Annotated in this window: 16 protein-coding genes, 7 tRNA genes and 1 pseudogene; 19 read left to right on the plus strand and 5 right to left on the minus strand. The window is 55.9% G+C overall.

Annotated elements, in window-relative coordinates:
• The first annotated feature begins 45 nt into the window (after nucleotides 1–45).
• From tcuR to ABLU96_RS13780, 4 genes are all read left to right on the plus strand, one after another.
• The gene (gene tcuR / locus ABLU96_RS13765) at nucleotides 46–972 is read left to right on the plus strand and encodes a tricarballylate utilization LysR family transcriptional regulator TcuR (protein WP_064404747.1); all 927 of its coding nucleotides are present in this window, start codon (nucleotides 46–48) and stop codon (nucleotides 970–972) included.
• Nucleotides 973–1,069: 97 nt separating this feature from the next.
• Nucleotides 1,070–2,473: an FAD-dependent tricarballylate dehydrogenase TcuA gene (gene tcuA, locus ABLU96_RS13770; RefSeq protein ID WP_064404749.1), complete on the plus strand. Its 1,404-nt coding sequence runs from the start codon at nucleotides 1,070–1,072 to the stop codon at nucleotides 2,471–2,473.
• The gene (gene tcuB, locus ABLU96_RS13775; protein WP_064404751.1) at nucleotides 2,460–3,599 is read left to right on the plus strand and encodes a tricarballylate utilization 4Fe-4S protein TcuB; all 1,140 of its coding nucleotides are present in this window, start codon (nucleotides 2,460–2,462) and stop codon (nucleotides 3,597–3,599) included. Before tcuA ends, tcuB begins: the two co-directional genes overlap by 14 nt.
• Before the next feature lie 54 nt (nucleotides 3,600–3,653).
• On the plus strand, nucleotides 3,654–4,949 hold the full coding sequence (locus ABLU96_RS13780) for an MFS transporter (RefSeq protein ID WP_014228416.1): 1,296 nt from the start codon (nucleotides 3,654–3,656) through the stop codon (nucleotides 4,947–4,949).
• 52 nt (nucleotides 4,950–5,001) lie between these two features.
• Here ABLU96_RS13780 and chiQ read toward each other — a convergent pair whose 3' ends face one another.
• Both chiQ and chiP read right to left on the minus strand, forming a co-directional pair.
• Nucleotides 5,002–5,334, minus strand: a complete 333-nt coding sequence (gene chiQ, locus ABLU96_RS13785) for a ChiQ/YbfN family lipoprotein (RefSeq protein WP_004848843.1) — start codon at nucleotides 5,332–5,334, stop codon at nucleotides 5,002–5,004.
• A gap of 46 nt (nucleotides 5,335–5,380) precedes the next feature.
• Nucleotides 5,381–6,784, minus strand: coding sequence for a chitoporin (gene chiP / locus ABLU96_RS13790; RefSeq protein ID WP_004130464.1), 1,404 nt, complete (start codon nucleotides 6,782–6,784; stop codon nucleotides 5,381–5,383).
• A gap of 93 nt (nucleotides 6,785–6,877) precedes the next feature.
• Here chiP and ABLU96_RS13795 point away from each other — a divergent pair.
• Nucleotides 6,878–6,970 (plus strand): annotated as a pseudogene (locus tag ABLU96_RS13795) (methionine synthase); the annotation flags it as partial.
• Nucleotides 6,971–7,223: 253 nt separating this feature from the next.
• On the opposite strand, the gene glnS reads toward ABLU96_RS13795, so the two are convergent.
• Together glnS and nagE are read right to left on the minus strand one after the other, a co-directional pair.
• Nucleotides 7,224–8,891 carry a glutamine--tRNA ligase gene (gene glnS / locus ABLU96_RS13800; RefSeq protein ID WP_014228415.1) on the minus strand — a complete coding sequence of 556 codons (1,668 nt, stop codon included), beginning with the start codon at nucleotides 8,889–8,891 and terminating at the stop codon, nucleotides 7,224–7,226.
• Nucleotides 8,892–9,067: 176 nt separating this feature from the next.
• Nucleotides 9,068–11,020 carry a PTS N-acetyl glucosamine transporter subunit IIABC gene (nagE, locus tag ABLU96_RS13805; protein ID WP_004848836.1) on the minus strand — a complete coding sequence of 651 codons (1,953 nt, stop codon included), beginning with the start codon at nucleotides 11,018–11,020 and terminating at the stop codon, nucleotides 9,068–9,070.
• 312 nt (nucleotides 11,021–11,332) lie between these two features.
• Here nagE and nagB point away from each other — a divergent pair, with 312 nt between their 5' ends.
• The 13 genes from nagB (at nucleotide 11,333) to ABLU96_RS13870 (ending at nucleotide 19,037) form a co-directional block, all read left to right on the plus strand.
• Nucleotides 11,333–12,133, plus strand: coding sequence for a glucosamine-6-phosphate deaminase (gene nagB / locus ABLU96_RS13810; RefSeq protein ID WP_004130458.1), 801 nt, complete (start codon nucleotides 11,333–11,335; stop codon nucleotides 12,131–12,133).
• Nucleotides 12,134–12,193: 60 nt separating this feature from the next.
• The gene (gene nagA / locus ABLU96_RS13815; RefSeq protein WP_064404755.1) at nucleotides 12,194–13,342 is read left to right on the plus strand and encodes an N-acetylglucosamine-6-phosphate deacetylase; all 1,149 of its coding nucleotides are present in this window, start codon (nucleotides 12,194–12,196) and stop codon (nucleotides 13,340–13,342) included.
• Nucleotides 13,343–13,350: 8 nt separating this feature from the next.
• Entirely contained in the window at nucleotides 13,351–14,571 is a 1,221-nt protein-coding gene (locus tag ABLU96_RS13820) for an N-acetylglucosamine repressor (RefSeq protein WP_025106389.1), read from the plus strand.
• A gap of 45 nt (nucleotides 14,572–14,616) precedes the next feature.
• Nucleotides 14,617–15,369 carry an HAD-IIA family hydrolase gene (locus ABLU96_RS13825; RefSeq protein WP_004100215.1) on the plus strand — a complete coding sequence of 251 codons (753 nt, stop codon included), beginning with the start codon at nucleotides 14,617–14,619 and terminating at the stop codon, nucleotides 15,367–15,369.
• A gap of 278 nt (nucleotides 15,370–15,647) precedes the next feature.
• Complete coding sequence (asnB, locus tag ABLU96_RS13830; protein ID WP_025106390.1) at nucleotides 15,648–17,309, plus strand: asparagine synthase B; 1,662 nt, start codon at nucleotides 15,648–15,650, stop codon at nucleotides 17,307–17,309.
• Between the two features lie 229 nt (nucleotides 17,310–17,538).
• Nucleotides 17,539–17,615: transfer RNA gene (locus tag ABLU96_RS13835), tRNA-Met, on the plus strand.
• A gap of 8 nt (nucleotides 17,616–17,623) precedes the next feature.
• Nucleotides 17,624–17,708 (plus strand) — tRNA-Leu (locus ABLU96_RS13840).
• A 34-nt stretch (nucleotides 17,709–17,742) separates the two neighbouring features.
• Nucleotides 17,743–17,817: transfer RNA gene (locus tag ABLU96_RS13845), tRNA-Gln, on the plus strand.
• A 34-nt stretch (nucleotides 17,818–17,851) separates the two neighbouring features.
• A tRNA-Gln gene (locus tag ABLU96_RS13850) sits at nucleotides 17,852–17,926 on the plus strand.
• A gap of 21 nt (nucleotides 17,927–17,947) precedes the next feature.
• Nucleotides 17,948–18,024: transfer RNA gene (locus ABLU96_RS13855), tRNA-Met, on the plus strand.
• 45 nt (nucleotides 18,025–18,069) lie between these two features.
• Nucleotides 18,070–18,144, plus strand: a tRNA-Gln gene (locus ABLU96_RS13860).
• Nucleotides 18,145–18,241: 97 nt separating this feature from the next.
• A tRNA-Gln gene (locus ABLU96_RS13865) sits at nucleotides 18,242–18,316 on the plus strand.
• 139 nt (nucleotides 18,317–18,455) lie between these two features.
• The gene (locus tag ABLU96_RS13870) at nucleotides 18,456–19,037 is read left to right on the plus strand and encodes a hypothetical protein (RefSeq protein WP_025106391.1); all 582 of its coding nucleotides are present in this window, start codon (nucleotides 18,456–18,458) and stop codon (nucleotides 19,035–19,037) included.
• Nucleotides 19,038–19,044: 7 nt separating this feature from the next.
• On the opposite strand, the gene ubiF is transcribed toward ABLU96_RS13870, so the two are convergent.
• Nucleotides 19,045–20,220 (minus strand): 3-demethoxyubiquinol 3-hydroxylase, encoded by a 1,176-nt coding sequence (ubiF, locus tag ABLU96_RS13875; RefSeq protein WP_025106392.1) that lies wholly within the window; start codon nucleotides 20,218–20,220, stop codon nucleotides 19,045–19,047.
• 208 nt (nucleotides 20,221–20,428) lie between these two features.
• Between ubiF and miaB the strand changes: the two genes are divergently transcribed.
• The gene (gene miaB, locus ABLU96_RS13880) at nucleotides 20,429–21,853 is read left to right on the plus strand and encodes a tRNA (N6-isopentenyl adenosine(37)-C2)-methylthiotransferase MiaB (RefSeq protein ID WP_064404757.1); all 1,425 of its coding nucleotides are present in this window, start codon (nucleotides 20,429–20,431) and stop codon (nucleotides 21,851–21,853) included.
• Nucleotides 21,854–21,938: the final 85 nt, after the last annotated feature.

Raw genomic sequence — 21,938 nt, forward strand, 5'->3', positions numbered from 1 at the left:
AATACGTTTACTGTCAGTGCATCCTGACGTGTACGGAGAGTCGACATGGAGCTTCGCCAGCTACGCTATTTTGTGCGCATTATTGAAACCGGCAGTATGGGCCGCGCCGCGCTTGACCTGGATATCGGCGTCTCCGCGCTTAGCCAACAGATGGCGCGCCTGGAGAACGAACTCGCCATCCGTCTGCTGCAGCGGACGTCTCGCGGCGTAATGCCGACCAGCGCCGGCCTCGCCTTCTACTCCCAGGCGCAGCTCGCGCTGCGTCACGCCGATGATGCGGTGCTCGCCGCGCGCGAGGCGCGCCTTTCCGGCCACGTCAGCGTCGGTATGGCCCCCAGCACCGCCTCCGTTCTCGGGGTGCCTTTTATTCACGCGATGCGCGAAAGCTATGCCGACGTCCGCCTGCATTTAGTCGAGAGCCTCTCCGGTAACCTTGAACGCATGATCAACACCCGCCAGCTTGATTTAGCTATCGTGTTCCAGAAGGAGAAGCTCCTGCGCTGGAGCGCCAGGCCTATTCTCGAAGAGCGTCTGTTTCTGATTGGCACCCATGACGTGCTGTCCCCCCTTCCCGAAGCGAGCATCTCGCCTGGCCAGCTGGCCGCTATCCCGCTGATAATGCCAAGCCTGGGGCATGGACTGCGCGGCAGGCTGGAGGCGATCTGCCAGGAGCATGCCCTGAGCGTCGATGTGGTGGCTGAAATCGACGGCCTGGCCCTGCTGATGCGCGCCGTCCGCGACGGGCTCGGCGCCACTTTGCAGCCGGGGGCGGCAATTTCCCATCTCGACAGCGAGTCCCTGAGAGTGATCGGCGTCGACAATCCGATACTCAGTCGACCTAATTTTCTCGTCAGCCTTTCCGATGATGAACTGACTCCGGCAGGCCTTGCGGCCCGCGTAATACTGGCGAAAGTCATGCGTCAGCTGGTTGAGTCGGGTCGCTGGCCCGGCGCCAGCCTTTACGCAAACTAAACCCCCCTTTAGCAATACGCCATAGCGTCCAGCCGGCCGTAACGCATACATTTCCATTACAAATTTAACAATCAAGCAAAGCGTAATGGAGCCATAAATGGTGGATGTACTGGTCATTGGCGGCGGCAATGCCGCGCTATGCGCCGCCTTAACCGCCCGGGAAGCTGGCGCGTCCGTGCTGCTGCTGGAGGCCGCGCCGCGGGAATGGCGAGGCGGCAACTCTCAGCACACGCGGAATCTTCGCTGTATGCACGATGCTCCGCAGGATGTTTTGGTCGACAGCTATCCGGAAGAAGAGTACTGGCAGGACCTGCTGCGCGTCACCGAGGGCAACACCAACGAAGCGCTGGCGCGCCTGGTGATCCGCACCTCATCGCAGTGCCGGGACTGGATGCGCCAGCACGGGGTTAACTTTCAGCCGCCCCTCTCCGGCGCCCTGCACGTGGCCCGCACCAACGCCTTTTTTATGGGCGGCGGCAAAGCTCTTATAAATGCCTATTACCGCAGCGCGGAGCAGATGGGCGTAAAGATCCGCTACAACACGCCGGTACAGGCGCTCGAATTAGATAACGGCGAATTCATCGCCGCGCTGGCGGGCGAAGAGAGGATCGTCGCCAAAACCTGCGTCCTCGCCGCCGGCGGATTTGAATCTAACCGCGAGTGGCTGCGTGAAGCATGGGGACAGAACGAGCGCGGTGAATGGCCAGCCGATAACTTTCTCATCCGCGGCACCCGCTTCAATCAGGGCGTGCTGCTCAAGTTTATGATTGACGCCGGGGCTGACATTATTGGCGACCCCTCGCAATCCCACTGCGTCGCCATTGACGCCAGGGCGCCGCTCTACGATGGCGGCATCTGCACGCGCGTGGACTGCGTGTCGCTGGGGGTGGTCGTGAACCGCGACGCCGGGCGCTTTTATGATGAAGGGGAAGATTTCTGGCCCAAACGCTATGCCATCTGGGGCAGGCTGGTCGCCCACCAGCCGGGGCAAATCGGCTACTCGATCATCGACAGCAAAGCGATCGGCCACTTTATGCCGCCCGTTTTCCCCGGCGCCCAGGCCAATACCATTGAAGAGCTGGCTCGCCAGCTGGGGCTGGACGCGGAACGCCTGGCGCAAACCATCGCCAGCTACAATGCCGCCTGTACGCCGGGCCAGTTCGATCATACTCGCCTTGATAACTGCGCGACATCCGGCCTGACGCCGCCGAAAACCCACTGGGCGCGGCCCATCGATACCCCGCCCTACTACGGCTATGCCCTACGGCCGGGGATCACCTTTACCTACCTTGGGCTGTACGTTAATGAACGCGCCGCCGTCCATTTTGCGGGCAAGCCGAGCCGCAACCTGTTCGTCGCCGGCGAAATGATGGCCGGCAACGTGCTGGGTAAGGGGTATACCGCCGGCGTGGGCATGTCCATCGGTACGACGTTCGGCCGCATTGCCGGCCAGCAGGCCGCCCGCGCGGCGCAGCAGGAGACACACCATGAAATCGCTTGAAAAGCTGATCATTGACGCGCAAATCATCACCGAGTCGGAAGCGGAAGTTGAACGGGTGATGCAGGTCTGTAACGCCTGCCGCTATTGCGAAGGGTTTTGCGCCGTGTTTCCGGCCATGACCCAGCGCCTGGCTTTTGGCAAAGCGGATATAAACTACCTGGCCAACCTGTGCCATAACTGCGGCGCCTGCCTGCATGCCTGCCAGTACGCGCCGCCGCACGAGTTTGCCATTAATGTCCCGAAGGCGATGGCGGAAGTGCGCCTGGAGACCTATCAACACTATGCTCAGCCCGCGGCTTTCGGCAGCCTGTATCGTCGGGCCGGCGTAACCACGGTACTGGCGCTGGTCGGCGGGCTGATCCTCTTTCTGCTGCTGGCGATGGGGCTCAAAGGCTCCCTTCTTCATCCGCCGCTGGCCGGCGATTTCTACCAGATTTTTCCCCATAACCTGCTGGCGTGGATGTTTGGCACGGTCTTCATACTGGCCATGGGGTTACTGATGGCCGGGGTGATCCGCTTCTGGCGCGAGATCTCGCCGGGTCAGCCTCAGGCCATCGACATCGTTAAAGCCTCGCATAATGCGCTCACGCTGAAGTATCTCGACGGCGGGCACGGTAAGGGCTGCAACGAGGCCGATGACGCGTTTACCCTGCTGCGCCGCCGTTTCCATCACTTTACCTTCTACGGGTTTCTGCTCTGTTTCGCCGCCACAGTGGTAGCCACAGGTTATCACTATATCGCCGGCTGGGAGGCCCCCTACCCGTTCTTCAGCGTACCGGTTGTGCTGGGCACGCTCGGCGGCATCGGCCTGCTGGTGGGCCCGGCGGGTTTGCTATGGCTGAACCTGCGCCGCTCGCCGCTGCACGGCGACCCGCGGCAAAAACCGATGGATCGCGGCTTTATTCTGCTGCTGCTGCTGACCAGCTTCACCGGCCTCGCCCTGCTGGCGGGACGAGACACCTCGTGGATGGGCATTCTGCTTGCCATTCACCTCGGCGTGGTCATGGCGCTGTTTTTGACCCTGCCATACGGAAAATTCGCCCACGGATTTTATCGCTGTGCGGCGTTACTCAAGTGGGCGATTGAGAAACGACGCGGAAAACAGGCGGCAGTCGCAGGCGACTAGTCCGCTCCTCTTACCTCTATAAAAACAAGATAAAGACAATGGAGAGCAACCCCTATGACGCAACCCTCATCGCGCGCCGGTACCTTTGGCGCCATTCTCCGCGTGACCAGCGGTAATTTTCTCGAACAATTCGACTTTTTTCTGTTTGGCTTTTACGCCACCTATATCGCCAGAACGTTCTTTCCGGCGGAGAGCGAGTTTGCGGCGTTAATGCTGACCTTCGCCGTGTTTGGTTCGGGCTTTCTGATGCGCCCCATCGGCGCGATAGTGCTGGGGGCCTATATTGACAGGATCGGACGGCGTAAAGGGCTGATGGTGACGCTGGCGATTATGGGCTGCGGGACGCTGCTGATAGCGCTGGTTCCCGGCTATCAAACCATCGGCATTCTCGCCCCCGTTCTGGTATTAGTGGGTCGCCTGCTGCAGGGATTCTCGGCGGGCGTCGAGCTCGGCGGCGTGTCGGTCTATCTGTCGGAAATCGCCACGCCGGGGAAAAAAGGGTTCTATACCAGCTGGCAATCCGCCAGCCAGCAGGTGGCTATCGTCTTCGCGGCGCTGATTGGCTACGCGCTGAATGAAACGCTCGGCCACGATGAGATAGCCGAATGGGGCTGGCGTATTCCCTTCTTTATTGGCTGTATGATTATTCCGCTGATTTTTGTGCTGCGGCGTTCGTTGCAGGAAACCGAAGCCTTCCTGCAGCGCAAGCATCGCCCTGACACGCGTGAGATCCTGAGCACGATTGCCAAAAACTGGCGCATCATCACGGCGGGGACCTTGCTGGTGGCGATGACCACCACCACCTTTTATTTTATTACCGTCTATACGCCGACCTACGGTAGAGCCGTTCTGCATCTGAGCGCCCGCGACAGTCTGCTGGTGACCATGCTGGTCGGCATCTCTAACTTTATCTGGTTACCGATTGGCGGGGCAATTTCTGACAGAATAGGCCGTCGGCCGGTGCTGATGGGCATAACCCTGCTGGCGCTGCTCACTACCTGGCCGGTCATGCACTGGCTCACCGCCGCGCCGGATTTCACCCGCATGACGCTGGTCCTGCTCTGGTTCTCGTTCTTCTTTGGGATGTATAACGGCGCGATGGTGGCCGCCCTGACGGAAGTGATGCCGGTCTACGTCCGCACCGTGGGCTTTTCACTGGCCTTTAGCCTCGCCACCGCGATCTTCGGCGGCCTGACGCCGGCCATTTCCACCGCGCTGGTCGAGATAACGGGCGACAAAAGCTCGCCGGGCTGGTGGCTGATGTGCGCCGCGCTATGCGGCCTGGCCGCTACCGCGATGCTCTTCGTACGCCTGGGCCGCGGCTACCAGCCGGCAGAAATACCCCGCTAAAATAGCAACGGGCGGAGTTGACGCTCCGCCCGTTTGCTTGCCGCCGTCTGGCTTAACGCGGCGTATTGTTGCTGTGGATCTCTTTCCAGATCTGGTCGCAGCGCGCCTCTACAGCCTGATCGTTCCCGGTTTTGCGCGCCTGGATGCACTGCTGATAATCCAGCACCCGCACGCTTTCCTGGGTCGCGAACTGCTGATGCTGTTTCTCCTGCTTCAGCACGTTCAGTACGCTCTGACAGGCTTCAACTTTATCCGGATTGCCCTCTGCGGTATTAATGCAGGCGCTGTAGGCATCTTTTAACTTTGAGTCTTCCTTAGGCGCTGGCGACTGGGTACAGGCAACCAGACCTGCTGCCATAATGGCGACAAGTATTAACTTTTTCATCATGAACCTCGGGAAATTGCGGCGGGTTTCCCCCGCCGCAGTGGCATCAGAAAATGGTGAACGGAGCGATAACCATGAACTTCACGTCGCGCTCATCCTGGAAGATGTTGCCGTAACCGCCGCTCCAGCTTGGGATATCGGAGTGGTTGTCGTATTGCGTAAAGTGGAGTTTGAACAGCGTGCCCTTAGCCCGTCCTTCCTGAACGGTGTACATGGCATCCAGGCTATAGGCGGACTCTTCCAGGCGTTTATCCGGGTTGTAGTACGCATCAGGCGAGGACATTCTCCCCGGCTTCGCATCCCAGGCATAAACGTAGGAGGCGCCGAAGGCCCAGCCCGGCATGTTCCAGTTCTTCATGTCATACATCGCGCCGAAGAACACCGCTTTTTCACCGTTGGCGTTGAAGTCCGAACGGTTATCCCACCAGATATCCAGTCGCCCGTTAGACGATGCGTAAGTTGGCGTCATACGCTGCAGGAAGTAGCCCTGCTGACCATCAGCTTTAACCCAGGTTCCTTCCAGACGCAGGTCCAGAACGTCGGCAACCTTATAGCCAAAGGTCAATGCCTGCAGCCACGCGGTACCGTCATAGATATCGTTAACCCCGCCGTTGCTGACCTTATCGCGGGTGCCGTAGAACTGATAGCTGGTGGTTAACGGCGTGCCTGCAACATCAAACTTATAGCTGGCCTTGGCAAAATACTGGTCGATATAACCCTGTGCCTGACCAAACGCCGCTTCCAGCACAAGGTCGTTTTTAAAATCATATTTGGCGCCAAGAGAGTGAAGGTAATCCACCTTGGTTTTCTTGTCGTTCTGGTAGAACTCATCCATCTCAATGTGCCACGGCGCTTTATATTCGTTCGTCCACATATAGGAGAAACTCAGCGCGCCCGCATCGCCGTAGTCAAAGTTCGCACCGGCTTCAGCCCCCTGATAGGTACCCGGCATAAAGCTCCAGTGCGGCGCCAGCAGCGTCTGGCCGGTTGGCTGAATATAGCCCGCGCGCGCCCAGGTCGGGCCAAATTTAAATTTTGCGGCTGCTTTATACAGGCTGATCCCGCTCTTATCGCCGGAATAGTCTTCATCGTAGGTTTTATTGCGCGAGGAAAAAGCGATTTCGTTCGGATGACCGCTCTCGCTGCTTTCGCCCATTTCGATGGCGGTAAAGGCAGCAACGTCAATACCGAACATGTCGGCGGCATAGCCGGACTGGAAGTCGAGGTTGGCGTTCCAGGTGGAGTGCGACAGGTTAGTTTTATATTTATCGCCGTCGGTCACATCTTTACGGTCGCGCTCACGCTGCCAGTAATAGATGCCGCCGGTTAACGTTGAATCATCAATGAACCCTTCTGCTTTTGCATCCGGCACCATTGCAAATCCTGACAGGGCTGTGACACCAGCAATAGCCAGCGCCAGCGTACTACGTTTGCCACTAAACGTACGCATATGCATATCCTCTTTGACGTTTTAAAAGTGCGGTTACCAAAGGCAACACGCAAAAAAATAAAATAAGACTGCTTAAAAAGTGGTGCGGTAAAAATTCGCATAACCACTGGGTATAGACTATTTTTCGTGACGCGAATTATCAATCTCTTTCGCCGACCAAAGATGAAGATTATGACAAAGCGCACATAATTTATGTCTTTTTGTTTCAGTCGTAGATGTCACACGTTTGGCGGGTGAAGTGCTTGCAAAAAAAAGAGAAAATTAGGGGAAATGAAAGCGATTACATATTTATATGCACTGGATGGAAAGAGTTAATAAAAGCGGTTATTACAATCTGTAAACAAGATTAATTCGCATCGCGAAAATATGAGGATTTAATTCTCTGATTCTGAATAAAAAAAACGCCGCAGTAAGCGGCGTTCTCAATAACGGCGGGTAGCTACGCGCCGACTTTCGCCCATGTGTCGCGCAGACCGACGGTGCGGTTAAACACCAGATTGGTTGCGGTTGCATAGCGGCTATCCAGGCAGAAATAACCTTCGCGCTCGAACTGATACGCTTTTTCCGGCTGCGCCTGCGCCAGGCTCGGCTCGGCAAAACCCTGCTTGATCACCAGCGACTCCGGGTTCATCACCGAGAGGAAGTCCTCCGCCGCGCCCGGGTTCGGTACGCTGAACAGGCGATCGTACAGGCGGATTTCTACCGGCAGCGCGTGCGCCGCGCTCACCCAGTGAATCACGCCCTTCACCTTGCGGCCGTCGGCCGGATCTTTGCTCAGGGTATCGGCATCGTAGGTGCAGAAGATAGTGGTGATGTTGCCTTCCGCATCTTTCTCCACGCGCTCCGCTTTGATCACGTAAGCGTTACGCAGGCGAACTTCTTTGCCCAGCACCAGACGCTTGTACTGCTTGTTCGCTTCTTCGCGGAAGTCGGCGCGATCGATCCAGATTTCGCCGCTGAACGGCACCTCGCGGCTGCCCATCTCCGGTTTATTCGGATGATTCGGCATGGTCACGATTTCGCTGCCGCCCTGCGGATAGTTTTCGATAACCAGCTTAACCGGGTCGATAACGGCCATCGCGCGCGGGGCGTTTTCGTTCAGATCTTCACGGATGCAGGATTCCAGCGAAGCGATTTCGATGGTGTTGTCCTGCTTGGTCACGCCGATGCGTTTGCAGAACTCGCGGATGGATTCAGCGGTATAGCCGCGACGGCGCAGACCGGAAATGGTCGGCATACGCGGGTCATCCCAGCCCTCAACGTGCTTCTCGGTCACCAGCTGATTCAGCTTACGCTTGGACATCACGGTGTATTCGAGGTTGAGGCGCGAGAATTCATACTGGCGCGGATGCACGGGGATGCTGATGTTATCCAGCACCCAATCGTACAGGCGGCGGTTATCCTGGAACTCGAGAGTACACAGCGAGTGGGTAATCCCTTCCAGCGCATCGCTGATGCAGTGGGTAAAGTCGTACATCGGGTAGATGCACCACTTGCTTCCGGTCTGGTGATGGTCGGCAAACTTAATGCGGTACAGCACCGGATCGCGCATCACGATAAACGGAGAGGCCATGTCGATTTTCGCGCGCAGGCAGGCTTTACCTTCGGCAAATCCACCGCTGCGCATTTTTTCAAACAGCGCCAGGTTCTCTTCCACGCTGCGATCGCGGTACGGGCTATTTTTACCCGGCTCTTTCAGCGTGCCGCGGTACTCACGGATCTCTTCCGCTGACAGTTCGTCAACGTAGGCCAGACCTTTATTGATCAGTTCAACCGCATACTGGTGCAGCTGATCGAAATAATCAGACGAGTAGCAAACATCCCCGGACCAGTGGAAACCTAACCACTGCACGTCGTTTTTAATCGACTCAACGTATTCGATATCTTCCTTCACCGGGTTGGTGTCATCGAAACGCAGGTTGCATTGGCCCTGGTAATCCTGAGCGATACCAAAGTTCAGGCAAATAGACTTCGCGTGGCCAATGTGCAGATAGCCGTTCGGTTCCGGTGGAAAACGGGTATGAACGGTGGTGTGCTTACCAGTAGCCAGATCTTCATCAATGATCTGACGAATAAAGTTAGTCGGGCGGGCTTCTGCCTCACTCATCGTGGGTTCCTCAAAGCGTAAACAACGTATAACGGCACATGATCTTACAAGCAGGGCGTAGAGACAACTATTAGTTACGCAAAATAGCGATCGGAAGGAGATTATGGGGGTGTTTGCGGTAAAAAAGCGGCGCAGGTTTCGCTGCGCCGCTGAGGCATAAACGCCACTCAGGAGTCTTATTTGCCTTTAATTTCGTACAGCGGCGTCTGGCCAGCAACCACTTTACCGGTTGCCTGGATAACCAGCGCGCTGTAGTCGTCGCTATTGCTGCATACGACCGGGCTAATCATCGAGCGCGCGTTAGCGTTCAGGAACTCAAGATCCAGTTCCAGAATCGGCTGACCCGCTTTCACTTCCGCGCCCTCTTCCACCAGACGTTTAAAGCCCTGGCCGTTAAGCGCGACGGTATCGATACCCATATGGACGACGATTTCCGCACCGTTTTCAGTTTCCAGACAGAAAGCATGGTTGGTGTTGAAAATCTTCACCACGGTGCCAGCCGCCGGCGCAACAACAATCTTATCGGTCGGTTTCACCGCCACGCCGTCGCCGACGGCTTTGCTGGCGAACGCTTCATCCGGGACCTGCTCCAGCGCTACAATGTCGCCGGTAATCGGCGAAACCAGCGCTTCGACGGTTTTCGCGTTAGCAACAGCCTGCGGTTTAGCAGCCTGAGCGGCTACGGGTGCGCTGTGAGACGCTGCAGCCGCCGCGGCAACCGGGCCACGGGCAACCACTTTCTTCATTTCATCGCCGACGGATTCGGCTTTCGCACCCACGATAACCTGGATGGTCTGCTTGTTCAGTTTAACCACACCGGAAGCGCCGAGGCGCTTACAGGCCGCGTCGTTAACCAGCGCAGAGTCCGCCACGGTCAGACGCAGACGGGTAATACAGGCATCAATCGCTTTCAGGTTATCCGTACCGCCGACCGCCGCGATGTAGTTGGTCGCCAACTGGGTTAAACCTTCTTCGGTATTGCTGTTGGCCTCTTCAGTGACCACGTCATCCACTTTATCTTCACGACCCGGCGTTTTCAGATTGAACATGCGGATTACCGCGCTGAACAACAGGAAGTAGATAACAAAGAACACAACGCCCATCACAATCAGCATCCAGACGTTTTTACTGGCTGCCGGCAGGCTGTACATCAGCACATAGTCGATGGCGCCTGCGGAGAAAGAGAAGCCCGCGTGGATACCCAGCGCCGTGGCAACGAACAGGCTGATACCGGTCAGGATGGCGTGCAGGAGATACAGCAGCGGCGCCAGGAACATGAACAGGAATTCCAGCGGCTCAGTCACACCGGTCAGGAACGCGGTGATGGCAACCGACAGCAGCATACCACCGACCATCGGACGACGCTCTTTCGGGGCCGCGAAATACATCGCCAGCGCCGCACCCGGCAGACCGAACATCATGATCGGGAAGAAGCCGGACATGAACATCCCCGCGGTGCCGTCACCCGCATAGAAGCGGTTGATATCACCGTGGAACACGGCGCCAGCAGCGTTGGTGAATTCACCAATCTGGAACCAGGCGATGGTGTTCAGCACCTGATGCAGACCCGTCGGGATCAGCAGACGGTTGATGAAACCAAAGATACCGGAGCCGAGCGCGCCCGCGCCCACAATCCATTCACCACCTGCATGGATGGCGTTCTGCACCGGCGGCCAGACGTAGCCGAAGATGGCTGCCAGCACCAGGCAGAAGAAGCCGGTTGCGATAGGTACAAAGCGTTTGCCGCCGAAGAAGCTCAGGAAGTCAGGCAGTTTGATACCCGACCAGCGGTTATAGACGGCACCGCCAACCAGACCGGTAATGATACCCGCCAGGACGCCCATGTTGATGGCCGGGTTGATGGTGACCATCGCTTTCGTCAACACGAAGTAACCTACCGCCCCCGCCAGCGCTGCGGCACCGGCGCTGTCTTTCGACCAGCTGGATGCGACGCCGATAGCGAAAATCAGCGCCAGGTTGTCAAAGATTGCCCCGCCCGCCTGGGCGATAAACGAAATGTTAAGCAGATCCGGTTGACCGAATCGCAGCAGCAGCGCCGCGACCGGTAGCACTGCGATAGGGAGCTGTAACGCCCTACCGAGTCGCTGAAAAAAACCTAAAATATTCATCTTATTCCCCCTATGAGACCCCGATAAGGCTCATTAAAGCCACTTTATTATTGTGTAACCTGGTTAAATTTTTAACTTACCTGCAAAGTGTCTGAAAAATTAATTCGTCTCGCAAATTAAATGGGTATTTTTTGTGACAATAGTCACCAAATATCGTATTCACCTCCGCCTTTGACTGGCTAACAAGGAAAACTTATTTTATCATTCAAAAAATCAACACGGATTGACCCCGCTCGGCGCAGTTGCTGCGATACTCTTAATAGTATGCTGGCGCCAATCCGCCAGGTTCTAATTTAACTATAGAGGTGAACAATGAGACTGATCCCCCTGGTAACAGCTGAACAAGTCGGTAAATGGGCTGCCCGGCATATCGTTAACCGCATCAATGCGTTCAAACCGACTGCGGACCGTCCGTTTGTCCTGGGCCTGCCTACCGGCGGTACGCCTCTGACCGCTTATAAAGCCCTGGTTGAGATGCACAAAGCAGGCCAGGTTAGCTTTAAGCATGTTGTCACCTTCAACATGGATGAGTACGTTGGGCTGCCGAAAGAGCATCCGGAAAGCTATCATAGCTTTATGCATCGCAACTTCTTTGATCACGTTGATATCCCGGCGGAAAATATTAACCTGCTGAATGGTAACGCGCCGGATATTGATGCAGAATGCCGTCGCTATGAAGAAAAAATTCGTTCTTACGGTAAAATCCACCTGTTTATGGGCGGCGTGGGTAACGATGGCCACATCGCTTTTAACGAACCAGCCTCTTCTTTGGCTTCACGCACACGCATCAAAACCCTGACCCATGATACTCGCGTAGCGAATTCCCGTTTCTTCGACGGTGACGTTGACCAGGTGCCTAAGTACGCGCTGACCGTTGGCGTGGGCACGCTGCTGGACGCGGAGGAAGTGATGATTCTGGTGCTGGGTCATCAGAAAGCGCTGGCGCTGCAGGCGGCGGTGGAAGGCAACGTAAACCATATGTGGACCATTACCTGTCTGCAGCTGCACCCGAAAGCGGTGGTGGTCTGCGATGAGCCGTCCACCATGGAACTAAAAGTTAAGACACTTAAATATTTCAACGAGTTAGAAGCCGAAAATATCAAAGGTCTGTAATGTAGTCTCGTCCCGCGGCTGCCCCCGCGGGACAACCATTTTTGACAACCGGGGGTCGTAATGTATGCATTAACCCAAGGCCGGATTTATACCGGTCATGAAATTCTGGATGACCATGCGATTGTTATCGCCAATGGCCTTATCGAACGTATCTGTCCTCAGACTGAACTGCCCACCGGGATCGAACAGCGCTCGGTTGATGGCGCGATCCTTGCCCCCGGTTTTATCGACGTCCAGCTTAACGGCTGCGGCGGCGTGCAGTTCAACGACACGGCGGAAGCGGTCACCGTTGAAACGCTGGAGATTATGCAGAAGGCCAATGAACGCTCCGGCTGCACCAGCTATCTGCCCACGCTGATCACCTCCAGCGACGACCTGATGAAACAGGGCGTACGCGTGATGCGCGAATACCTGCAAAAACATCCTAACCAGGCGCTGGGTCTGCATCTTGAAGGCCCGTGGCTGAATATCGTTAAAAAAGGCACCCACAACCCGGACTACGTACGCAAACCGGATGCCGCGCTGGTGGATTTCCTGTGCGAAAACGCGGACGTGATAACCAAAATCACGCTTGCGCCGGAACGGGTGGAACCGGAGGTTATCCGCAAACTGGTGGCCGCCGGCATTATCGTCTCCGCCGGTCACTCCAACGCGACGCTTAAAGAAGCGAAAATCGGTTTCCGCGCCGGGATTACCTTTGCTACCCATCTGTTTAACGCCATGCCGTATATTACCGGCCGTGAGCCGGGCCTGGCTGGCGCGATTTTCGACGAGCCGGATGTCTACTGCGGCATCATCGTCGATGGTATGCACGTCGATTTCGCTAACGTGCGCCTCGCTAAACGCTTGAAAGGCGACAAGCTGTGTCTGGTTACCGACGCGACGGCGCCGGCGGGTGCCAATATTGAGCAGTTCATTTTTGCCGGTAAAACAATATACTACCGGAACGGCCTGTGCGTAGATGAGAACGGTACCCTCAGCGGCTCTTCATTGACCATGATTGAAGGGGTGCGTAACCTCGTTGAGCATTGCGGCATCGCGCTGGATGAAGTGTTGCGTATGGCGACGCTCTACCCTTCCCGCGCCATTGGCGTAGACAAACAGTTAGGCAGCATTGCCCCGGGGATGGTCGCTAACCTGACCGCATTCACCCGTGATTATAAAATCACCAAGACCATCGTTAATGGTAACGAGGTCGTCACTGAGTAAGTAAAAGTATGACAGCAGGCGGACAGGCTCAAATTGGTAACGTCGATCTCGTAAAACAGCTGAACAGCGCGGCCGTCTATCGGCTCATCGATCAGCACGGCCCCATCTCGCGTATCCAGATTGCGGAACAAAGCCAGCTTGCCCCTGCCAGCGTAACCAAAATTACGCGTCAGCTTATTGAACGCGGACTGATCAAAGAAGTCGATCAGCAGGCCTCCACCGGGGGCCGCCGCGCCATCTCCATTGTTGCCGAAACCCGCGGCTTTCACGCCATCGGCGTACGCCTTGGCCGCTACGACGCCACCCTGACCCTCTATGATTTAAGCAGCAAGACTCTTGAAGAAGAGCACTACCCGCTGCCGGAAAGAACTCAGGAAACGCTGGAACACGCCCTGCTTAACATCATCGCCACCTTTATGGAGAGCTGTCAGCGTAAAATCCGCGAGCTGATCGCCATTTCGGTGATCCTGCCGGGGCTGGTCGATCCGGAAAGCGGCGTCATTCGCTATATGCCGCACATTCAGGTGGAAAACTGGGGGCTGGTTGAAGCGCTGGAAAAACGCTTTAAAGTTACCTGCTACGTCGGCCACGATATTCGTAGCCTCGCGCTGGCGGAGCACTACTTTGGTGCGAGCCACGACTGTGAAGACTCCATTCTGGTGCGCGTACACCGCGGAACCGGCGCAGGGATCATCTCCAACGGGCGGATTTTTATTGGCCGTAACGGTAACGTCGGGGAAATCGGCCATATCCAGGTCGACCCGTTAGGCGAGCGCTGCCACTGCGGTAACTTCGGCTGTCTGGAAACCGTCGCCGCCAATGCCGCTATTGAACATCGCGTTCGTCATCTGCTGGAACAGGGTTATCAGAGCAAAATCTCCCTCGATGACTGTTCGATCAAAACGATCTGCAAAGCCGCGAATAAAGGCGATGCGCTGGCCTGTGAGGTGATCGAGCACGTTGGCCGCCATCTGGGTAAAACCATCGCTATCGCCATTAACCTGTTTAATCCGCAAAAAGTGGTGATTGCCGGTGAGATCGTGGAAGCGGAAAAAGTCCTTCTGCCGGCAATCGAAGGCTGTATTAATACCCAGGCGCTGAAGGCGTTTCGCAAAAACCTGCCGGTAGTGCGATCCACGCTCGATCATCGCTCAGCCATTGGCGCTTTTGCCCTGGTAAAGCGTGCGATGCTCAACGGGACTCTGCTCCAGCGTTTGCTGGAAAGCTAAAGCCGCTTTATAGTTTCGCCTTTCTCCAACGATGTCGGACAGTTCATGACCATTCAAAACGTAATTTGTGATATTGACGGCGTGCTGATGCACGACAATGTGGCCGTGCCGGGCGCCGCTGAATTCATCAAACGCATACTCGAGAAAGAGATGCCGCTGGTGATGCTGACCAACTACCCTTCTCAAACCGGTCAGGATCTGGCAAACCGCTTTGCGACGGCGGGAATCGATGTTCCTGATACCGCCTTTTATACCTCAGCAATGGCCACGGCGGATTTTCTGCGTCGCCAGGAAGGCAAAAAAGCCTATGTGGTCGGGGAAGGCGCGCTGATTCACGAACTGTACAAAGCCGGCTTTACCATCACCGACGTCAATCCGGATTTTGTTATCGTCGGTGAGACACGCTCCTTTAACTGGGAGATGATGCATAAGGCCGCTTTTTTTGTCGCCAACGGCGCGCGCTTTATCGCCACTAACCCGGATACCCACGGTCGCGGCTACTACCCGGCCTGCGGGGCGCTGTGCGCCGGTATAGAAAAAATCTCCGGCCGTAAGCCGTTCTATGTGGGGAAACCGAGCCCGTGGATTATCCGCTCCGCGCTCAATAAAATGCAGGCGCATTCGGAACAGACGGTGATCGTCGGCGATAACCTGCGAACGGATATTCTGGCAGGCTTCCAGGCCGGTCTGGAAACCATTCTGGTGCTTTCCGGGGTTGCCACGCTCGATGATATCGACAGCATGCCGTTCCGCCCTTCCTGGATTTACCCCTCCGTTGCGGAAATCGATATCTTCTAAATAAAACCACGTCCTGCGACGTGGTTTCTTATTTCTAAGCCTCTCCTGAACGCTTTTATCTAAAAAAAAGGCGCCATCACTAAATATTCAGCAACAAAAGTGCTCAAAACGTACTCTTTTTTCACTATTCGACAATCACAATTGCATTATTTCCTTTTCCTGCCGTAAACCCCTTGCGCCCTCCGCGCCTTTGCGGCATTTTCTAAAGCATGCACTGAGGCTTCGCAATAAGACGAAGTCTGCACAACATCAAACAAGACAGGGTAACGGAGAAGGCTATGTGTTCGATTTTTGGCGTACTGGATATTAAAACTGACGCGGGTGAGCTGCGTAAAAAGGCACTGGAGCTTTCCCGACTGATGCGCCACCGTGGTCCGGACTGGTCCGGCGTCTATGCCTGTGATAAAGCCATCCTGGCGCATGAACGCCTGTCGATCGTCGACGTCAACGCCGGCGCGCAGCCGCTGTATAACGCCGCTAAAACTCACGCTCTCGCCGTCAACGGTGAAATCTACAACCACCAGGCGCTGCGCGCGGAATACGGCGACCGCTATGCGTTCCAGACCGGTTCCGACTGCGAAGTTATCCTCGCGCTGTATCAGGAAAAAGGCCCGGACTTCCTCGACGATTTGCAGGGGATGTTTGCTTTCGCCCTCTACGACAGCGAAAAAGACGCGTATCTGATTGGTCGCGACCACATCGGCATCATCCCGCTGTATATGGGTCACGACGAACACGGTAACTTCTACGTTGCCTCTGAAATGAAAGCGCTGGTTCCTGTTTGCCGCACGATTAAAGAGTTCCCGGCAGGCAGCTACCTGTGGAGCAAAGATGGCGAAATCCGCGAGTACTACCAGCGCGACTGGTTCGACTACGACGCGGTCAAAGACAACGTCACGGACAAAAACGAGCTGCGTCAGGCGCTGGAAGAGTCGGTGAAAAGCCACCTGATGTCCGATGTTCCGTACGGCGTGCTGCTCTCCGGCGGCCTGGATTCATCGGTGATTTCCGCCATCACCAAAAAATATGCCGCGCGCCGCGTCGAAGATCAGGAAAAATCAGAAGCCTGGTGGCCGCAGCTGCACTCCTTCGCCGTCGGCCTGGAGGGCGCCCCCGATCTGAAAGCCGCGCAGGAAGTGGCTAACCATCTGGGTACCGTGCACCACGAGATCCACTTTACGGTGCAGGAAGGCCTGGACGCCATCCGCGATGTTATCTATCACATTGAAACCTACGACGTGACGACGATTCGCGCGTCAACGCCAATGTATCTGATGTCGCGTAAAATCAAAGCGATGGGCATCAAAATGGTGCTGTCCGGGGAAGGCTCTGACGAAGTATTTGGCGGCTACCTCTATTTCCATAAAGCGCCCAACGCCAAAGAGCTGCACGAAGAGACCGTGCGCAAACTGCAGGCGCTGCATATGTTTGACTGCGCTCGCGCCAACAAAGCGATGTCCGCCTGGGGCGTTGAAGCGCGCGTCCCGTTCCTGGATAAGAAATTCCTCGACGTGGCAATGCGTATTAACCCGCAGGATAAAATGTGCGGCAACGGTAAAATGGAAAAACATGTCCTGCGTGAATGTTTTGAATCTTACCTGCCGGCGAGCGTCGCCTGGCGCCAGAAAGAACAGTTCTCTGATGGCGTTGGTTACAGCTGGATCGATACCTTAAAAGAAGTGGCCGCTGAACAGATTTCCGATCGGCAGCTGGAAACCGCCAGCTTCCGCTTCCCGTACAACACGCCTTCCTCGAAAGAAGCGTATCTGTACCGTGAGATTTTCGAAGAGCTGTTCCCGGTACCGAGCGCGGCCGAATGCGTTCCTGGCGGCCCTTCCGTCGCATGCTCTTCAGCAAAAGCGATTGAGTGGGACGAATCTTTCAAAAAAATGAACGATCCGTCGGGACGCGCGGTTGGCGTACACCAGTCGGCCTACTAACCGACGCTGTTTTCAAAACGGACTCTTCGGGGTCCGTTTTTGTTTTGTGCCTTATTTAAGCCGTTAAAAACGATAAATAACCAATAATTGCCGATTATTGCACCACGCTGTTCGCAACCTAACCAAACAGTTACGTTCAGTCCATTTTCGATGAAAAAGGGGTTGACGCTTCAAGGCTCAATACGCATAATGCGCCCCGCAACGCCGATAAGGTAACGCGCAAAAAGATGGCTACGTAGCTCAGCTGGTTAGAGCACATCACTCATAATGATGGGGTCACAGGTTCAAATCCCGTCGTAGCCACCATCTTTTTTGCGGGAGTGGCGAAATTGGTAGACGCACCAGATTTAGGTTCTGGCGCCGCAAGGTGTGCGAGTTCAAGTCTCGCCTCCCGCACCATTTACTCGTTCGCGTTGCGGTAAAAGATTTTTGTTGGGGTATCGCCAAGCGGTAAGGCACCGGTTTTTGATACCGGCATTCCCTGGTTCGAATCCAGGTACCCCAGCCATATTTTCGATGTTTGCGGTTCACCGCGACGGTATTGGGGTATCGCCAAGCGGTAAGGCACCGGTTTTTGATACCGGCATTCCCTGGTTCGAATCCAGGTACCCCAGCCATCGAAAATAGAGTAAGATTTTGGCTACGTAGCTCAGCTGGTTAGAGCACATCACTCATAATGATGGGGTCACAGGTTCGAATCCCGTCGTAGCCACCATACAAAGGAATTATTGATTCAGTTCGATAAATCCAAAAGAATTGTTGGGGTATCGCCAAGCGGTAAGGCTCTGGTTTCTGATACCAGCATTCCGAGGTTCGAATCCTCGTACCCCAGCCAATTTTAAAAGTCGCCCACGCTGTGCGCGCACCCGTTGGAGTATCTCCAGGCGCTAAGCCACCGGTTTGACCCCGGTACGAAATGGTCAATGTAAAATTGGGGTATCGCCAAGCGGTAAGGCACCGGATTCTGATTCCGGCATTCCGAGGTTCGAATCCTCGTACCCCAGCCAACAAAAAGCAAAAAGCTCGCTTCGGCGGGCTTTTTGCTTTATGAATTCCGAAAAAAGCTGACCTGAAGTGTACCTCGTTCTCAGCTCTGATATTCTCAGCTCTGATAAATTACAGAGTCAATGAGTAAAAGGATTTACGATGAACTATCAGGTTTTCCCTCTCTTTACCCGCACCATAACCTTGCTCTTTTTTCTGATCGGCTTCGCTTTCTGCCTGTTCGGGATTTCAGCCTTACTAACCTACAGCATCGTGGTTGGTTTGTTTTTTCCCGTCGGCATATCCATGCGCCTGCATCGGCTCAACGAAACGGGCCTCGCGCTAACGCTCACCGAGGATACCCGCTGGATAACCTACATTCATGGCTTCCCGGCTAAGGAGCAGAGAGACGTCATTAAGAATCCCTGTTTTTGGTCAACAGAAAGAACGCGGCAATTTTTTCTTCGCTGCTTTGCGAGCAAGATGATTCTTCAGGCAGCATGTATCGCCATCCTTGCCTGTGACGTTCTGTCTTCCGAAGGCGACGCGGTAACTGCCATCCTTGCGCTGCTGGCGCTGCTGTTCCTGCTCTATATGTCAGGTAAAAGCGCCTATTCCTTCTATTTGCTCGCCACGAATCAGTGGCAGTGCGAATCCCTGACAACCTCTGGCGGCAGTATCTGGTATCAGGGATTCTTGCCCAAAAAAGAGGGTAAAGACACGCTGTTTGCGCGATTATTTTGAATGCGGATTATAACCCCAACGCGTATTTCAACGCCTGACGCTTCAGTCCGCCGGCGCGCTCGGCCGCCATCAGCCCAATGTTTCTCAGCATACGCACCGGGGGCAGATCGTTGCTAAACCCGGCGTAAAACAGATCCATCCCAGACTGCATAATAAAGTTGTCCGCCTGACGGCGCGTCTGGTAGCGCTTAAGTACCGGCAGGCTGGCCCACTCTTCGCCGTGGGCTTTTGCTCTGCCAAGAATATCGAGCAGCGCATCGACATCGCGATAGCCGAGGTTAACCCCCTGCCCCGCCAGCGGATGAATGGTGTGCGCAGCATCGCCCACCAGCGCCAGCCCCGGCTTAACATACTGCAATGCGTGGCGGCGGGTGAGCGGGAAGGCGCCCGCGCTCAGCGGCGTAATCTCTCCCAGCCGCGACGGGAAGTGGCGAGTAATTTCCTGCTGTAGCTGAGCCATGCTCATGCCCTGCAGCTGGCGGATCCGCGCCGGCGCGTCGTACCACACCAGCGAGGCCCAATGATCGAACAGCGGTAAAAACGCGCGCGGCCCCGCCGGAGTGAACTGCTGCCAGGTGCTGTCGCCGGGATCGTCCGCACACTGTACGCTGATCAACATACAGGATTGCTGATACTGCCACGCGTGGATGCCGATTCCGGCCAGCTGACGCACCTGCGAACTGGCGCCGTCCGCGCCCACCACCAGCCGCGCATCAAGCTGGCTGCCGTCGGTCAGCGTTAAGGAGGCGTACGTTTCTTCCCGACGCATCTCCTGGAGCGATGTCCCCACCTGCAGCGATATGCGCTCATGGGCTTCCAGCGCCTGCCACAGGGCTCGCTGCAGGACGTTATTCTCCACCATATAGCCCAGTTCCGGCAGCTTCAGCTCCGCGGCATTGAAGACAACATGGGCGCTTTCCCACTCCCAGGTTTCTAGCTGGCGGTACGCATGGGCGCGCATGGACCGCACGCTGTCCCAGACGCCGAGGCCTCTCAGCAGCCCTACCGATGACGCGCTGATTGCCGAAATACGCACGTCAGGCGGTGAAGACGCATCAAAAACCGGTGGCGCGTTTTTTTCAATGACCGTCACCGTAAAGCCCAGCTGCGCCAGGCCAAGCGCGAGGGCGCCGCCAACCATCCCGCCGCCGACGATAACGACATCTGTTGCATGAATTGTCATGGCTATTATCCTTAAACCCGAATCCCCTCAGTTTACCGGATTTTTATTCGGCTTGTGGTGATTACGGTCGTACTGGTCAGGGCGCGGTCAAAGCATTACAATACGCGCCCTGCAATCCTGGCTTTATATCCGTCACCCTTCACATTGCAGAGCAACATCCGGTGAAGACGCTGACTTTGGGTATACCTAATTAAGCATGAGCAAGTCGATGACAAAAAAACTCCATATTAAAACCTGGGGCTGTCAGATGAACGAATACGATTCATCAAAGATGGCCGATCTGCTGGATGCCACCCACGGGTATCAACTCACTGAAGTGGCGGAAGAAGCGGATGTGCTGCTGCTCAATACCTGCTCAATCCGTGAGAAGGCTCAGGAAAAAGTATTCCATCAGCTAGGACGCTGGAAGCTGCTGAAAGAGAAGAATCCCAACCTGATCATCGGCGTTGGCGGCTGCGTGGCCTCTCAGGAAGGCGACCATATTCGCCAGCGCGCCCACTACGTCGATATTATTTTTGGGCCGCAGACCCTGCACCGTCTGCCGGAAATGATCAACTCGATACGAGGCAACCGCAGCCCGGTCGTCGATATCAGCTTCCCGGAAATCGAAAAATTCGACCGCCTGCCGGAACCGCGCGCCGAAGGCCCAAGCGCCTTTGTTTCCATCATGGAAGGCTGCAACAAGTACTGCACCTACTGCGTGGTGCCCTACACCCGCGGTGAGGAAGTGAGCCGCCCAAGCGACGATATCCTGTTTGAAATCGCCCAGCTTGCGGCTCAGGGCGTGCGTGAAGTCAACCTGCTCGGGCAGAACGTAAACGCCTGGCGCGGGGAAAACTATGACGGCACCACCGGTAGCTTTGCCGATCTCCTGCGTCTGGTTGCGGCGATCGACGGTATCGACCGGATCCGCTTTACCACCAGCCATCCCATCGAGTTCACCGACGATATCATTGAGGTTTACCGCGATACGCCGGAGCTGGTCAGCTTCCTGCACCTGCCGGTACAGAGCGGTTCCGACCGCGTGCTGAACCTGATGGGCCGAACCCACACGGCGCTGGAATATAAAGCGATTATCCGCAAACTGCGCGCGGCGCGTCCGGATATTCAGATCAGCTCCGACTTCATCGTCGGCTTCCCTGGCGAAACCACTCAGGATTTCGAGCAGACCATGAAGCTGATTGCCGATGTGAATTTCGATATGAGCTACAGCTTCATCTTCTCCGCGCGTCCGGGAACGCCGGCGGCCGATATGGTCGACGACGTACCGGAAGAGGACAAGAAGCAGCGTCTGTATATTTTGCAGGAGCGCATCAACCAGCAGGCGATGGCCTGGAGCCGCCGTATGCTCGGCACCGTGCAGCGCATTCTGGTGGAAGGCACCTCACGTAAGAGCATCATGGAGCTGTCTGGCCGCACCGAAAATAACCGCGTGGTGAACTTCGAAGGCTCGCCTGAGATGATCGGCAAGTTTGTCGATGTCGAGATCACCGACGTCTGGACAAACTCCCTGCGCGGTAAAGTGGTGCGCACCGAGGACGAAATGGGTCTGCGCATCGCGGAAACCCCGGAGTCGGTGATTGCCCGCACCCGTAAAGAAAACGATCTTGGCGTCGGTATCTACCAGCCATAATCCGTTCAGGCCTGCCGGCTCCGGCAGGCCTTGTATTTCCTCTCCTGAACCCAATATCTATAGCGATGCTTGCGCCATATTCCGA

The organism is Klebsiella sp. CN_Kp106 (assembly GCF_040064575.1).
GTDB lineage: Bacteria > Pseudomonadota > Gammaproteobacteria > Enterobacterales > Enterobacteriaceae > Klebsiella > Klebsiella michiganensis.

Bases quoted from the DNA above. Each gene is read 5' to 3' on its own strand.
- tcuR (WP_064404747.1), top strand. From the start codon at position 46: ATGGAGCTTCGCCAGCTACGCTATTTTGTGCGCATTATTGAAACCGGC.
- tcuA (WP_064404749.1), top strand. From the start codon at position 1,070: ATGGTGGATGTACTGGTCATTGGCGGCGGCAATGCCGCGCTATGCGCC.
- tcuB (WP_064404751.1), top strand. From the start codon at position 2,460: ATGAAATCGCTTGAAAAGCTGATCATTGACGCGCAAATCATCACCGAG.
- ABLU96_RS13780 (WP_014228416.1), top strand. From the start codon at position 3,654: ATGACGCAACCCTCATCGCGCGCCGGTACCTTTGGCGCCATTCTCCGC.
- chiQ (WP_004848843.1), bottom strand. From the start codon at position 5,334: ATGAAAAAGTTAATACTTGTCGCCATTATGGCAGCAGGTCTGGTTGCC.
- chiP (WP_004130464.1), bottom strand. From the start codon at position 6,784: ATGCGTACGTTTAGTGGCAAACGTAGTACGCTGGCGCTGGCTATTGCT.
- glnS (WP_014228415.1), bottom strand. From the start codon at position 8,891: ATGAGTGAGGCAGAAGCCCGCCCGACTAACTTTATTCGTCAGATCATT.
- nagE (WP_004848836.1), bottom strand. From the start codon at position 11,020: ATGAATATTTTAGGTTTTTTTCAGCGACTCGGTAGGGCGTTACAGCTC.
- nagB (WP_004130458.1), top strand. From the start codon at position 11,333: ATGAGACTGATCCCCCTGGTAACAGCTGAACAAGTCGGTAAATGGGCT.
- nagA (WP_064404755.1), top strand. From the start codon at position 12,194: ATGTATGCATTAACCCAAGGCCGGATTTATACCGGTCATGAAATTCTG.
- ABLU96_RS13820 (WP_025106389.1), top strand. From the start codon at position 13,351: ATGACAGCAGGCGGACAGGCTCAAATTGGTAACGTCGATCTCGTAAAA.
- ABLU96_RS13825 (WP_004100215.1), top strand. From the start codon at position 14,617: ATGACCATTCAAAACGTAATTTGTGATATTGACGGCGTGCTGATGCAC.
- asnB (WP_025106390.1), top strand. From the start codon at position 15,648: ATGTGTTCGATTTTTGGCGTACTGGATATTAAAACTGACGCGGGTGAG.
- ABLU96_RS13870 (WP_025106391.1), top strand. From the start codon at position 18,456: ATGAACTATCAGGTTTTCCCTCTCTTTACCCGCACCATAACCTTGCTC.
- ubiF (WP_025106392.1), bottom strand. From the start codon at position 20,220: ATGACAATTCATGCAACAGATGTCGTTATCGTCGGCGGCGGGATGGTT.
- miaB (WP_064404757.1), top strand. From the start codon at position 20,429: ATGACAAAAAAACTCCATATTAAAACCTGGGGCTGTCAGATGAACGAA.